General features: G+C 52.7%; 12 protein-coding genes. 7 read left to right on the top strand and 5 right to left on the bottom strand.

Annotated features, from left to right (window positions below; all coding sequences use genetic code 11):
• Window position 1: 1 nt before the first annotated feature.
• The 7 genes from ftsA (at window position 2) to mutT (ending at window position 9,061) form a co-directional block, all read left to right on the top strand.
• On the top strand, window positions 2–1,252 hold the full coding sequence (gene ftsA, locus BGP77_RS00600; RefSeq protein ID WP_108162792.1) for a cell division protein FtsA: 1,251 nt from the start codon (window positions 2–4) through the stop codon (window positions 1,250–1,252).
• Between the two features lie 110 nt (window positions 1,253–1,362).
• Complete coding sequence (ftsZ, locus tag BGP77_RS00595) at window positions 1,363–2,523, top strand: cell division protein FtsZ (RefSeq protein WP_108162896.1); 1,161 nt, start codon at window positions 1,363–1,365, stop codon at window positions 2,521–2,523.
• A 138-nt stretch (window positions 2,524–2,661) separates the two neighbouring features.
• Window positions 2,662–3,579 carry a UDP-3-O-acyl-N-acetylglucosamine deacetylase gene (gene lpxC, locus BGP77_RS00590; protein ID WP_108162791.1) on the top strand — a complete coding sequence of 306 codons (918 nt, stop codon included), beginning with the start codon at window positions 2,662–2,664 and terminating at the stop codon, window positions 3,577–3,579.
• A gap of 13 nt (window positions 3,580–3,592) precedes the next feature.
• Window positions 3,593–4,513, top strand: coding sequence for a M23 family metallopeptidase (locus BGP77_RS00585; RefSeq protein ID WP_108162790.1), 921 nt, complete (start codon window positions 3,593–3,595; stop codon window positions 4,511–4,513).
• Window positions 4,514–4,680: 167 nt separating this feature from the next.
• On the top strand, window positions 4,681–7,416 hold the full coding sequence (gene secA, locus BGP77_RS00580; protein WP_108162789.1) for a preprotein translocase subunit SecA: 2,736 nt from the start codon (window positions 4,681–4,683) through the stop codon (window positions 7,414–7,416).
• 10 nt (window positions 7,417–7,426) lie between these two features.
• Window positions 7,427–8,650, top strand: coding sequence for a bifunctional glutamate N-acetyltransferase/amino-acid acetyltransferase ArgJ (argJ, locus tag BGP77_RS00575; RefSeq protein WP_108162788.1), 1,224 nt, complete (start codon window positions 7,427–7,429; stop codon window positions 8,648–8,650).
• Between the two features lie 3 nt (window positions 8,651–8,653).
• Window positions 8,654–9,061, top strand: coding sequence for an 8-oxo-dGTP diphosphatase MutT (mutT, locus tag BGP77_RS00570; protein ID WP_108162787.1), 408 nt, complete (start codon window positions 8,654–8,656; stop codon window positions 9,059–9,061).
• 12 nt (window positions 9,062–9,073) lie between these two features.
• On the opposite strand, the gene yacG is transcribed toward mutT, so the two are convergent.
• The 5 genes from yacG to pilB are packed head-to-tail and all read right to left on the bottom strand — an operon-like array spanning window position 9,074 to window position 13,667.
• A complete protein-coding gene (gene yacG, locus BGP77_RS00565; RefSeq protein WP_108162786.1) occupies window positions 9,074–9,277 on the bottom strand; it encodes a DNA gyrase inhibitor YacG in 204 nt (67 codons plus the stop codon).
• The gene (gene coaE, locus BGP77_RS00560; protein ID WP_108162785.1) at window positions 9,267–9,893 is read right to left on the bottom strand and encodes a dephospho-CoA kinase; all 627 of its coding nucleotides are present in this window, start codon (window positions 9,891–9,893) and stop codon (window positions 9,267–9,269) included. Before coaE ends, yacG begins: the two co-directional genes overlap by 11 nt.
• A complete protein-coding gene (locus BGP77_RS00555; protein WP_108162784.1) occupies window positions 9,890–10,753 on the bottom strand; it encodes an A24 family peptidase in 864 nt (287 codons plus the stop codon). The genes coaE and BGP77_RS00555 overlap by 4 nt, the downstream gene beginning before the upstream one ends.
• Entirely contained in the window at window positions 10,753–11,976 is a 1,224-nt protein-coding gene (locus BGP77_RS00550) for a type II secretion system F family protein (protein ID WP_108162783.1), read from the bottom strand. Before BGP77_RS00550 ends, BGP77_RS00555 begins: the two co-directional genes overlap by 1 nt.
• A gap of 11 nt (window positions 11,977–11,987) precedes the next feature.
• Window positions 11,988–13,667, bottom strand: a complete 1,680-nt coding sequence (pilB, locus tag BGP77_RS00545) for a type IV-A pilus assembly ATPase PilB (RefSeq protein WP_199224153.1) — start codon at window positions 13,665–13,667, stop codon at window positions 11,988–11,990.
• Window positions 13,668–13,750: the final 83 nt, after the last annotated feature.

The raw sequence follows: 13,750 nt of genomic DNA, 5'->3' as shown, positions 1-13,750 counted from the left end.
CATGACATCGCCTTTTAAAGGAAAATTGATCGTCGGGCTGGACATTGGCACGTCCAAGGTCGTTGCCATTGTTGGCACGGTGACGGCTGAAGGCGGGATCGAAATCGTCGGCCTTGGCTCGCATCCGTCACGCGGTTTGAAAAAGGGCGTGGTGGTTAATATCGAGTCCACTGTGCAGAGCATTCAGCGCGCCGTGGAAGAAGCGGAGTTGATGTCCGGGTGTGATATCCATTCGGTCTATGTCGGTATTGCGGGCAGCCACATCAGCAGCCTGAACAGTCACGGCATTGTTGCGATCAAAGAAAAAGAAGTGATCGAAGCGGACTTGGAGCGGGTGATCGATGCGGCTCAGGCGGTAGCGATTCCGGCGGATCAGAAGATCCTGCACATCCTGCCGCAGGAATACATCATCGATAACCAGGAAGGCATCAAAGAGCCGCTGGGGATGTTCGGTGTGCGTCTGGAGGCCAAGGTGCATCTGGTAACCGGAGCGCAGAATGCCGTTCAGAACATCGAGAAGTGTGTGCGTCGCTGTGGATTGGAAGTCGATCAGATCATTCTGGAGCAGTTGGCGTCATCGCAGTCCGTGCTTACGGATGACGAGAAAGAGCTGGGTGTTTGCATGGTCGACATCGGTGGCGGCACGACCGATATGGCAATTTTCACCGAAGGGGCTATTCGCCACACCGCGGTGATTCCCATCGCCGGTGATCAGGTCACCAACGACATTGCTATGGCGTTTGCGACACCGACGCAGCACGCCGAGGAAATCAAGATCAAGTACGCCTGCGCGCTCTCACAGCTGGCCGGTGAGCATGAAACCATCAAGGTGCCTTCGGTAGGCGATCGCAGCCCGCGCGAACTGACCCGTCAGGCGTTGGCCGAAGTGGTTGAGCCGCGGTATGAGGAGCTGTTCAACCTGGTCAAGGCAGAACTGCGTCGCAGTGGTTTCGAAGACATGATTCCGGCCGGCATCGTGCTGACCGGTGGCACCGCCAAGATGGAAGGTGCTGTTGAACTGGCTGAGGAAGTGTTTCATGTGCCCGTTCGTCTGGCGACGCCTCAGGGCGTTTCCGGTTTGTCGGACGTGGTCTCCAATCCCATCCATGCGACCGGTGTGGGGTTATTGCAGTACGGCTTAAAGCAACTGCGTACCAGCGGTGGCGGGCAGGCCGTCGCCAAGGGCAGAAACTCAGACGATGACTTGGGTGGCTGGGCGCGCTTTAAGCAATGGGTCGCAGACAATTTTTAATGACGCAGTTAACAACAGAATTCAGGGCTCGGGCGTAACGCTCGATTGAATAAAACGAGGATAGGAGCAGGAAGATGTCCAATTATGATACCGACATGAACGGTGGCGACATGTTCACGCTGGTCGATGAACAGCCGCAATCCGCAGTCATCAAGGTCTTTGGTTGTGGTGGTGGTGGTGGTAACGCCGTGCGCCACATGCTGGAATCAAAGATCGATGGCGTCGAATTTATCTGCGCCAATACCGATGCCCAGGCATTGCGTGGCGTTGGCGCGACCACTCAACTGCAGCTGGGTAATGGCATTACCCGTGGTTTGGGTGCAGGTGCTAATCCGGAAGTGGGTCGTCAAGCGGCATTGGAAGACCGTGAGCGCATCGCTGAAGTCCTTAAAGGTGCGGACATGGTGTTCATCACTGCCGGCATGGGCGGCGGTACGGGCACTGGTGCTGCTCCTGTGGTGGCTGAAGTCGCCCGCGACCTGGGAATTTTGGCGGTTGCTGTAGTGACCAAACCATTCCCGTTCGAAGGCCGCCGTCGTATGAAGGTGGCGATGGAAGGTCTGGAATTGTTGCGTGAAAGCGTCGATTCGTTGATCACCATCCCGAACGAGAAGCTGCTGACCGTGCTGGGTAAGAACGTCACCCTGCTCGAAGCGTTCTCTGAGGCGAACAATGTGTTGCAAAATGCCGTACAGGGCGTGGCGGATTTGATCGTTCGTCCGGGCACCATCAACCTCGACTTTGCCGACGTCCGCACTGTGATGTCTGAAATGGGCATGGCGATGATGGGGTCGGGTATCGCATCGGGTGAGAACCGTGCTGCCCGTGCCGCCGAGATGGCGATTCGCAGTCCGCTGCTGGAAGACGTCGACCTGACCGGTGCCCGCGGTATTTTGGTGAATATCTCAGCAGGTGTGGATCTGGGGCTGGACGAATTTACCGAGGTGGGTAATACCATTGAAGAATTCGCATCAGAAGAAGCGACCGTCGTTGTTGGCACGGTTATTGATCCTGAGCTGAAAGATGAAGTTCGGGTAACGGTGGTTGCAACAGGCATTGGTCAGGGCGAAGCTCGGGCCGCCAAGCCACAGGTTGCCGTGGACAACACGCGTAAATCGGATGGCAGTGTCGACTATAAAAAGCTGGAGCGCCCCACCGCGGTGCGTAACGCTCAGCCGGCCGCCCCAGAAGAGGACGCTAAGCCCGTTCGCAGTGCGAAAGATCTGGATTATTTGGACATCCCGGCCTTTCTGCGGCGTCAAGCAGACTGAGAACTGGTTAATAGTTGTGCAGCGCACCATTTGTGCACAGCTTCGGTTCTGCTAGAATGCCGGCTCTTGGAACAGCTAGACGGTATTCCGCAGGCCCCAGGCTAAGGAACCACTTACTTTATAGGGTCAATTCACCCCATGGTTAAGCAACGCACTCTGAAAAACACCATTCGCGCCACTGGCGTGGGCCTGCATTCAGGCAAAAAGGTGTACCTGACGCTGAAACCAGCGCCAGTGGACACTGGTATCGTATTCTGCCGCACCGATCTGGATCCGGTGGTGGAAATTCCTGCTCATGCCCTGAATGTGGGCGATACCACTTTGTCCACGACGTTAGTGCAGGGTGATGTGAGCATCGACACGGTCGAACATTTGTTGTCCGCCTGTGCCGGCCTGGGTGTTGATAATGCTTATATTGAAGTCAGTGCTGCTGAAGTCCCGATTATGGATGGCAGTGCAGGCCCGTTCGTCTTCCTGCTGCAATCCGCCGGTATTGAAGAGCAATCCAAGGCTAAGCGCTTCATTCGTATCACCAAGCCGGTATCCATTATTGATGGCGACAAAGAAGCTCGCTTCGAACCTTATGACGGTTTTGCTGTGCGCTTTACCATCGATTTTGATCACCCGGTATTTCGTGATCGTGCTCAGACCGCCGAGTTGGATTTTTCCACAACAGCGTTCGTAAAAGAGATCAGCCGGGCTCGAACGTTCGGCTTTATGCGCGACTTTGAATACTTGCGAGCGAACAACCTGGCCTTAGGTGCCAGCGTTAATAACGCTATTGCGGTTGACGACTACAAGATACTGAATGAAGATGGTCTGCGGTACGAAGATGAATTCGTCAAACACAAGGTGTTGGACGCGATTGGCGATCTGTATCTGTTGGGCCATAGTCTGATTGGTCGTTTCACAGGTGTGAAATCCGGTCACGGTCTAAACAACCTCCTTCTGCGCGAGCTCCTCAAGCAAGAAGACGCTTGGGAGTTTGTGACCTTTGAGGAGGGCGAGGCTGAATCCGTGCCCATCGCTTACGCGCCCGTTCTGGCAACGAGCTAGGTAGTACTGCGGTATGAACATCATAGTGGTTAGCCGACGGCACGGTCGGTCACGTACGGTTACATTTTCTGCTTTGGTGACGATGCTGGCACTCGGTGTCGTCAGTTTGGTTACTTTGGCTGTTTTGTCGATTCAGTGGATTCGAGCCAGCGAGCCTTCCATCATCGATATTCAGGCCGTTAAGCAATGGCAACAGCGCCTGGTCAGTCAGGAAAGCGAGCTGGACCGTACTCGTGAACATACTGAAGAGCAGATTCGTGCTCTGACGGTAAAACTGGCGGAGTTGCAATCGCGCCTGACGCGCTTAGATGCGTTGGGTGAGCGTCTGGTTGACGTTGCTGAGCTGGATGACGGTGAGTTTGATTTCACCATTCCGCCAGGTGTAGGTGGTCCTGAAACCGAAGCAGGCAGCTATACACCACCGGATATTGTGGGCGCGCTGGACAGTCTCTCTTCAATGATTGATGACCGCGAACAGCAGTTGTCAGTGCTCAATTCTTTGTTAGGTGATCGTAAGATTCAGTCGGCAACCTTTGTCGCTGGTCGTCCCATTGAGCGAGGCTGGATGAGCTCTCGCTACGGTTATCGTAACGATCCTTTTACCGGTGATGTTGCTTGGCACGATGGTGTCGACTTTGCTGGCAAGGATGGTTCTAACATTATTGCAGTGGCAGCAGGCGTTGTTACTTGGGCCAGTGAGCGTTACGGCTATGGCAACATGGTCGAAATTAATCACGGTAATGGCTATGTGACTCGCTACGCACACGCCAAAGAAGTTCTGGTTAATGTGGGTGATGTGGTTAAAAAGAACGATGTGATTGCTTTGATGGGCAGTACAGGTCGTTCAACCGGTCCGCATACTCACTTTGAAGTGCACCATCGTGGTCGCTCAGTCGATCCGGCGGAATACATTAACCGTGTTGCACGCTTCTAAATAGTTTGGGTCGAGTACAGCCTGTACTCGGCCCAATATGTCTCCCTCCTGATTTGATAACATCCTGATGGCGATTCTTCGCCAATTTCAAAGACAAATGCACTTGCAGTCAGTATAGTGGGCCACCACTTAAGTCTTTGAATCGAATCCAAAAACGACACATTCCTATGTTCACCTCTCTGATCCGTAAGGTGGTCGGTACCAAGAACGACCGCGAAGTAAAGCGGTTGAGCCGCTTAGTTCAACGTATTAATGCTCTTGAGCCTGATATGCAGGCGCTGACTGATGATGGTATTCGAGAGAAAACCGCACAGTTCCGCCAGCGTCTGGAGCAAGGCGAAACACTCAACGCCATACTGCCGGAAGCTTTTGCGCTGGTGCGCGAAGCCAGCCAACGAGCGCTGGGGCTGCGTCATTTCGATGTGCAGATGATTGGTGGCATGGTATTGCATGCTGGCAAGATTGCCGAAATGAAAACTGGCGAGGGCAAGACGTTGGTGGCAACTTTGGCGGTTTATTTAAACGCCTTGCCAGCCAAAGGCGTACACGTTATCACCGTAAACGACTACCTGGCACAGCGTGACTCCGACTGGATGCGCCCGCTTTATGAAGCGCTGGGAATGACGGTGGGTGTGGTCGTTTCGCGTCAGGACCCTGCACAAAAACGTGCGGCTTACGAAGCTGATATTACATACGGGACCAATAACGAATTTGGTTTCGATTATCTGCGCGACAACATGGCATTCAGCCTGGCGGATAAATATCAACGGGGACAGCCGTTTGGCATTGTTGATGAAGTTGACTCCATCTTGATCGATGAAGCCCGGACGCCACTGATCATCTCCGGTGCAGCAGAAGACTCCAGCGAACGCTATCTGCAAATCAATAAGTTGATTCCGAAGCTTCAGCGCGCCTTCGAGGCAAATGAAGGTGAAGACGCCAAGCCAGGCGACTTTATGGTTGACGAAAAGAACCGCACCATTGAGTTGACTGAACAAGGGCACGAAAAAGTTGAAAGCCTGTTGCAGCAAGGTGGTTTATTGCCCGAAGGTGAATCGCTTTATGCACCGCATAACCTCTTGCTATTCCATCATGTGACTGCGGGCTTGAAGGCGCATCACCTGTTCCAGCGCAATGTTGATTACATTGTACAAGATGGCCAGGTCGTCATTGTTGATGAGCACACGGGTCGGACAATGCCCGGTCGTCGCTGGAGTGATGGTCTGCACCAGGCGGTTGAAGCCAAAGAAGGGCTGACGGTACAAAAGGAAAACCAGACGCTCGCATCGACCACCTTTCAGAACTACTTCCGCCTGTACGACAAGTTGTCCGGTATGACCGGCACAGCAGACACCGAAGCGTTTGAGTTAAACCAGATTTACGGGCTGGACGTGGTGGTTATCCCCACGAATAAACCCATTACCCGAGTCGATAAAAACGATCTGATTTATCTGACCGAAGCGGAAAAATACAACGCCGTTATCGAAGACATTATCGCCGAGCGCGATAAAGGTCGTCCGGTCTTGGTGGGCACAGCATCTGTCGATGCATCAGAGCGTATTTCTGAAGCGCTGACAAAATCCAAGATTGAGCACAATGTACTCAACGCCAAGCAGCATGATCGCGAAGCCGATGTTATTGCTCAGGCAGGTCGCCCAGGTGCCGTTACTATTGCCACGAACATGGCTGGCCGGGGCACGGATATTGTACTGGGTGGCAACTGGAAAACCGAAGCGGACAAGCTGGAGAACCCGTCTCAGGCTGACCTAGATAAGCTCCAGGCTGAGTGGAAAACGTTAAACCAGCAGGTTCTTGATGCCGGTGGTTTGCACATTATCGGTACCGAGCGGCACGAAAGTCGACGCATCGATAACCAGTTGCGTGGCCGTGCTGGTCGTCAAGGCGATGCTGGTTCATCGCGGTTCTTCCTGTCGATGGAAGACAACCTTATGCGAATTTTTATGCCGCCGCGCATGAAAGGCATGATGCAGTCGCTGGGCATGAAAGAAGGCGAAGCCATCGAAGCACGTATGGTGACCAATGCCATCGAGAAAGCACAGCGCAAGGTTGAAAACCGCAACTTTGATATTCGTAAGCAGTTGCTGGAATACGATGACGTGGCTAATGATCAGCGTCAGGTTGTCTATCAGCAACGTGATGATTTGATGGCGTCAGAATCCATTGAAGATGTCGTCGACAACATTCGTACTGAAATCGTCGATTCAGAAATCAGCTATTACGTGCCACCACAAAGCCTGCCTGAACAGTGGGATATAGCTGAGCTGGAAAAGGCCCTGCAGCGTGAGTTTGCCGTCGAGTTGCCGGTCCAGAAATGGCTGGATGAGGACGATCACCTCAGTGAAGAAGGCATTCGTGAACGCATTCAGCAGGCTGTTCACGATCGTTACAAAGAGAAAGAGGCTGCCGCTGGAGCGCAAGCGCTGCGTCAGTTTGAAAAACAGGTCATGTTGCAAGTGCTCGATCAACACTGGAAAGAGCACCTGTACAACATGGATCACCTGCGTCAGGGCATCCATCTGCGTGGTTATGCGCAGCGTAATCCCAAGCAGGAATATAAGCGTGAATCCTTTGAGTTGTTCCAGTCGATGCTGGAGCAGGTTAAGGCCGATACCATTCGTATCTTGTCCAACGTCAAAGTCAGAACGCCGGAAGAAGCCGCTGAAGAAGAGCGTAAACGTCGTGAAGCCGCAATGGCTCGAATGCGTTTCCAGCACGCTCAGGCATCGGCGATGGCAGACACAGAAGGCAATAACGCCGAACAACCTCAAGCCAAAGCCTCCGCTCAACCGCAGACGCGTCAAACTCAGAAAGTGGGTCGGAACGAACCTTGCCCTTGCGGTTCAGGCAAGAAGTACAAGCAATGTCATGGCAAATTGAGTTGAGGATAACAGCATGGCGGTGGGCCCGGGGCTGACAGGACAGTTACTGCCGATTGACGGCGTTGAAATTGGGGTTGCTCAGGCGGGCATTAAGCGGCCCGGACGAAACGACCTGGTGGTTTTCAAACTGTCTGAAAGCAGTCGATCGGCGGGGGTTTTTACAACGAACGCCTTTTGCGCTGCGCCGGTACATGTTGCCAAGGCGCATCTGCAAGCGCAGGCTCCTCGATTGTGGCTGGTCAACACCGGTAACGCCAACGCTGGAACCGGTGCTCGTGGTATGACAGACGCTCAGGCCAGCTGCACCGAACTGGCTCATCTGGCGAGTTTGCCAAGTGAGTCGGTGCTGCCATTTTCGACCGGTGTGATTGGCGAATATCTGCCTATGGACCGTCTCTTGGCCGGTTTGCCTGCGGCTCTGGAAAATCTCCAGTCTGATAATTGGCAGGCGGCAGCCAGCGGTATCATGACAACCGATACACGCCCCAAAGGGTTATCACACCAGCTTGAGCTTGCGGGTGGTCACACCGTCAGTATTACCGGCATCGCTAAAGGTTCGGGCATGATCAAGCCCAATATGGCAACCATGCTGTCTTTCGTGGCAACAGATGCCAAAATCGCTCCGGCATTGCTGGACAGTTTGTTGCGCCAGGCCACTGAGGCCAGCTTCAACCGGATCACCGTCGACAGCGATACGTCAACGAACGATGCGTGTATGCTGGTCGCGACCGGCGAATCTCAAGCCGATGAAATAGATTCAGCACTACATCCGTCCTATCAGCCATTTCTGGAAGCCTTAACGCGAGTCATGCGTGGCTTGGCACATGAGATTGTGCGTGACGGTGAAGGCGCTACCAAATTTGTTGAAATTGCCGTTGAGCAAGCAGGTTCCACCGAAGAAGCATTGGCGGTTGCTTATACCATTGCACATAGCCCGCTGGTGAAAACCGCCCTAACGGCCTCGGATGCAAATTGGGGCCGTATTTTGGCCGCCGTTGGGCGCAGTGGCTTAAAAGAACTGGACGTTAGTCAGATCGATATTTGGCTGGATGAGGTTCAGATCGTGGCCCAGGGTGAGCGTGCAGCGGATTACACCGAAGCGGCGGGCAGCCAAGTCATGCAGCAGGAAGAGCTGAGCATTCGTGTTTTGCTCGGTCGTGGAGAGGTTGCTGATCGGGTTTGGACGACGGATTTGTCCTACGAATACATTCGCATCAATGCTGAATACCGGACTTAAGAGATGACCAAGCGAATTGTTCATGTCGCTGTCGGGATGGTGTTAGATGGCGACAATGTCTTAATTGCCAAGCGTGGCAATCATCAACATCAAGGCGGTTTGTGGGAGTTTCCTGGTGGCAAGGTTGAGCCCGGCGAAACCACTCCTCAGGCATTGAAGCGGGAGCTCGCTGAGGAGGTCGGATTGAATGTCGACCCCGTTCGGATGATCGAATTAACCTGCCTGGAATTTGATTACGGCGATAAGGCCGTACGCTTGGACACCTGGATTTGTCGGCAGTTTTCCGGTCAAGCAAGTGGGCTGGAAGGCCAGTCGGTACGTTGGGTGCCGGTTGCAGAGCTAGCGCAGTATGACTTTCCACAAGCCAATCAACAGATGATTGAACAACTGCAGGCCTATCTGGCCAAATAACGCTGACGTATATTAATCGTTCTCACCGTTATCCGGCGGCAGATCATCGCTGAGCAGCTCTTCAGCAGCCGGTTTTCCAGCAATTCGATGCCCTTCACTCGCCCATTCACCCAAATCGATCAGCCGGCAACGTTCGCTGCAGAATGGACGGTGGGGGTTAGATGCATTGTATTGAGTGACCTTGCGGCAGGTCGGGCAAGGAACTTCAGTCGTCATGACGTTTGCCTGTTTCGGAGCTTGGGGTGGGGAGTTTTGCCATAATTTCCTGGTGCAATGCAACAAGGGCGTTTTCCAGATCAGCCAGCGTGCCACTGTTGTCGATGACGTAGCTGGCACGAAGTCGCTTATCAGCACGGCTCATCTGGCGTTTAATGATGGATCTTGCCTGTGCCTCGTCGCTGTTATCACGCGCCATGACGCGACTCACCTGAATCTCTTCTGGAACATCGATCAGGATGCTCGCCTCACAGCCCTTATCCAGATCGTTTTCAAACAATAAAGGAGCAACCAGGATTGCGTAAGGCGATGTTTGAGCCGCAAGCTGCTGTGTCATTCGCTTGCGTATCAATGGATGCAGCAAAGCTTCTAGCCAGAGTCGCTCCGGTTCGTTGGTAAAAATACGCTCGCGCAATCGACCCCGGTTCAGTGTGCCATCCGCCATCAACAGATCCGGTCCAAAATGCTCAACAATTGATGCTAATGCGGGTTCGCCAGGCTCCACTACTTCCCGGGCGACGTGATCAGCATCGACACAGCCGATGCCCAAACGTTCAAAAATGGCGGTCGCCGCCGATTTTCCCGAACCAATGCCGCCGGTCAGACCAATGATCATACTAAGGTACCCAAATACCACTGGCTGAGTGTTTCACCCCAAAACACATAGACCAAAGCGGCTCCGCAAAGATAAGGGCCGAATGGAATGGGCAGTTGTCGGTCACGTCCATGCACGACGATGGCGCTAACCCCAATGATGGCGCCGACGATGGCCGCCAGCATGATGATCAGTGGCAAACTCGCCCAACCAAACCAAGCGCCAAAGGCGGCGAAAAGTTTGAAATCACCGTAACCCATACCGTCTTTGCCGGTCAGTAGCTTAAAGGTCCAGTACAAACACCACAGCGATAAGTAACCAGCAGCAGCACCGATGACTGCATCTTCCAAAGGCACAAATGCATGGTTGATGTTGATCAGCAGGCCTGCCCAAAGCAATGGCAGCGTGAGGCTGTCAGGCAACAGTTGGTGATCGATGTCGATCGCCGTCAGTACCAGCAATACCCAGAAAAACGCCATCAAAAACAGTGTCTGTGCACTGGCACCGAAGTGCCAAGCCACCGCCACCGCTAACAGACTCGCGGCGGCTTCCAGCAATGGATAGCGCACAGCGATGGAGGCTTTGCACTGAGAACAACGGCCTCTGAGTATGAGGTAACTGAGCAGCGGAATGTTTTCCCAAGCACGAATGACATGGTTGCAATGAGGACAGTGTGACGCTGGCTGCATCAGGTTGAAGGTTTCGCTGGGTGACGATTCCCGACCCTCCATCTGCGCTGTTTCACGTGCCCAAACACCTTGCATCATGATTGGTAGGCGGTGAATAACAACGTTTAAAAAACTGCCAAAAATCAAACCGGCTATCCCGGCAAATACCAGCAATACGGGTGTGCTGGCTTGTAAAATATCTAACAGATTCATTAGCCGATGACCGCTCCCATGCGGAAGATGGGTAGATACATGGATACTACCAAACCACCGACCAACAGTCCCAGTACGGTCATAATTAAAGGTTCCATAATGGCGGTCAGAGCCGACACTTGTTGGTCAACATTGTCCTCATAGATGGCAGCCGTCCTGGCGAGCATGCTATCCAGAGTGCCCGATTGCTCTCCGATGCCGACCATTTGTATCAGCAGTACCGGAAAGCACGTGTTTTGTTGCATGGCGACGGCTAACTCAGTGCCGGTTTCGACGGCTTTGGCCGTGTTATTGATGGCTTGGGTGTAGACTACATTGGTCGACGTTCCAGCGGCCGACTGCAATGCCTGAACTAAAGGAACTCCTGCCGCAAAGGTGATCGACAGTGTTCGTGAAAATCGCGCCATCGCCGCCTGATGCAATAATGGGCCGAAGACGGGCAATTTTAAGCTGAGCTGTTGCCAGACATGGCGAAAGCGCGTTGATCGATGCATGAGCAAACGAATAGCACTCACAGCAGTAACGGACAGTAGTGTCAGTGCCAGCCAGTAGGATTGGAGTCCTTGTGAAAGGTTCATCACGATGCGTGTTGCCGTCGGTAACGGCGCACCAAAACTGGTAAACAGATTGGCGAAGGTGGGTACTACTTTAAGCAACAACAGTATGGTTATGGCCACAGCAATGATCAGAATGGTGGCCGGATATGCTAGGGCACTCCGGATTTTTTTTCGCAGTTGTTCGGTTTTTTCCTGGTGCAAGGCGAGGCGCTCCAGCATGACATCGAGCGCACCTGCCAGTTCACCCGCTTCGACCAAAGCGCAATAAAGTGAACTGAAATGATGCGGGTGTTGGCGCAAAGCAGCAGAAAGTCGGTTGCCTGCGGCAACCTCATGGCTGATCTGACTCACCACTCGAATTAAGCGCTTGTTGCCCAGACCATCCAGGAGAATATCGAACGCTTTCATCAACGGAACGCCGGCCTTTAATAAGGTGGCGAGTTGACGCGTCAGGGCAGTAATGTCACTCCCTTTGATCGACGATCGAAACGCGGTCAGATGAGCGTTCTGTTTGCGCAGGTGAATCAGTTTGATCAGACCTTGTCGTCTTAATTGAGCTCTGGCCATAGCGGCTGACGAACTGGTGATGATGCCTTGTTGCTGTTTGCCTTGGCGATCAATACCCAAGTAATCAAACTGTCGAACCGGTTGTGTCGAGGTTGCCATTCTACCTCCGCTCAATCATTGAGAGTCACTCGATAGACCTCTTCCAAGCTGGTTTCACCCGCCAGTGCTTTACTGAGTCCAGCCTGTCGTAACGTTCTGAAACCAGCTTTTGCAAAGGTCCTATCGATATCGGTTGTGTGGTTGATAGACAACAAATGTTGTGCGAGTTCGGCAGAAAAATTCACCACCTCGTAGATCCCTGTTCGTCCTTTGTAGCCACCATTGCAGTGGTCGCAGCCAACGGCACGAAACAGTTGATCAGAGCTGAATTGATGATCATCAATGCCCGCGTCGAGAAGGTGTTGTGAGTCGAGTGATGCCGGCTTTTTGCAGTGATCACACAACTTTCTAACTAAGCGTTGCGCGATGATCATGCGAATACTGGATACAAGATTAAAAGGGGCAACGCCAATATTGAGCAGCCGAGTAAAGGTATCGGCAGCGCTGTTGGTATGCAAAGTGGACAACACCAGGTGGCCGGTTTGAGAGGCTTTGATGGCGATGTTTGCGGTTTCTAAATCGCGGATTTCACCGACCATGATGACGTCAGGGTCTTGACGTAAAAGCGCTCGCAGAGTCGAAGCGAAGTCCAAACCAAGTTTAGTATTCACATTGACCTGGTTGATCCCATCCAAATGAATTTCGATGGGGTCTTCCGCCGTAGAAATATTGATGCTTTGCTGATTAAGAATATTCAGGCCGGTATAGAGTGAGACGGTTTTCCCAGAACCGGTTGGTCCAGTGACCAGTATCATTCCCTGTGGTTTCTTTAAAGCGGAGAGAAACGAGTGTTGTTGGTTCTCTGTCATGCCCAGTGTCTCGATATTCAATCGGGTCTTAGATGAATCGAGAATGCGCAGAACCACTTTTTCACCAAAGAGAGTGGGCAGTGTACTGATGCGAAAATCCGTGGTGCCTGAAGCCTGAGTGGTTAAGCTAATACGACCATCCTGCGGCAGGCGCCGCTCAGAAATGTCTAAGTTGGATAGTATCTTTAGCCGCGCCGCCAGCTTGGGTCCGAATGCCGATGGTGGATGGGCGATATCTTGAAGCACACCGTCTATGCGAAAGCGAATCCGGTAATCGTTCTGATAAGGTTCGAAATGCAGGTCAGAAGCACCCTGTGTAATTGCAGCTGTCAGCATTTGATGGATGAATCGAACAACCGGTGCATCGTCTTTATTTTCAAATCCACGATGATCGGTCTGATTGAAATCGGTTTCTTGGGTTTGGGTATCTTCGAGTAATACATCGGTTGTTTTGTTTAAACTGCGCTGCAGCATCTTCTCAAGGCGATCACCTGCCATGACAAATGCGCGGACAGGCAGGCCTGTATGGAAGCGAACTTCCTCTAACGCTTGAAAGTCGGTTGGATCAGCGATGGCAAGGCACAGTTGTTCATCGCGCAATGCCAATGGAAAAACGGTGTGCTTCTCTAATAGAGGGGCGGAAATTAATTCGAAAGGTGCTTGATCCAGATCGAATTCAGCAAGGTTGCACAGAGGTAAACCGAATTCTTCAGCGGCAATCTCCGCCAGCTGTTGAGCGGGTACCTGCTGTTTTTTAAGAAGGTAAGACATCAGGCTGAGTTGTGTTTGACGGGCTTGCTCCAAAGCCGCCAGCGCCTGAGGCTCATCCAGCAGATGCGCCTGCACCAGTCGATGTGCTAAACCATTGAGTTGATTCATCATAGACAATCCTTTGTCCGGGTATGAATAAACCCTTTACCTACTGTTATTCCAGTATCGTTCAGTCAGTAAACGGCTAAGGGTTT

It is taken from the genome of Saccharospirillum sp. MSK14-1 (assembly GCF_003054965.1).
Lineage (GTDB): Bacteria > Pseudomonadota > Gammaproteobacteria > Pseudomonadales > Natronospirillaceae > Saccharospirillum.
Note: the sequence above shows the minus strand (reverse complement) of the source record. Positions and strands in the feature narration are given on the sequence as shown.

Bases quoted from the DNA above. Each gene is read 5' to 3' on its own strand.
- secA (WP_108162789.1), top strand. From the start codon at position 4,681: ATGTTCACCTCTCTGATCCGTAAGGTGGTCGGTACCAAGAACGACCGC.
- BGP77_RS00555 (WP_108162784.1), bottom strand. From the start codon at position 10,753: ATGAATCTGTTAGATATTTTACAAGCCAGCACACCCGTATTGCTGGTA.
- pilB (WP_199224153.1), bottom strand. From the start codon at position 13,667: ATGATGAATCAACTCAATGGTTTAGCACATCGACTGGTGCAGGCGCAT.
- ftsA (WP_108162792.1), top strand. From the start codon at position 2: ATGACATCGCCTTTTAAAGGAAAATTGATCGTCGGGCTGGACATTGGC.
- BGP77_RS00550 (WP_108162783.1), bottom strand. From the start codon at position 11,976: ATGGCAACCTCGACACAACCGGTTCGACAGTTTGATTACTTGGGTATT.
- argJ (WP_108162788.1), top strand. From the start codon at position 7,427: ATGGCGGTGGGCCCGGGGCTGACAGGACAGTTACTGCCGATTGACGGC.
- coaE (WP_108162785.1), bottom strand. From the start codon at position 9,893: ATGATCATTGGTCTGACCGGCGGCATTGGTTCGGGAAAATCGGCGGCG.
- mutT (WP_108162787.1), top strand. From the start codon at position 8,654: ATGACCAAGCGAATTGTTCATGTCGCTGTCGGGATGGTGTTAGATGGC.
- yacG (WP_108162786.1), bottom strand. From the start codon at position 9,277: ATGACGACTGAAGTTCCTTGCCCGACCTGCCGCAAGGTCACTCAATAC.
- ftsZ (WP_108162896.1), top strand. From the start codon at position 1,363: ATGTTCACGCTGGTCGATGAACAGCCGCAATCCGCAGTCATCAAGGTC.
- BGP77_RS00585 (WP_108162790.1), top strand. From the start codon at position 3,593: ATGAACATCATAGTGGTTAGCCGACGGCACGGTCGGTCACGTACGGTT.
- lpxC (WP_108162791.1), top strand. From the start codon at position 2,662: ATGGTTAAGCAACGCACTCTGAAAAACACCATTCGCGCCACTGGCGTG.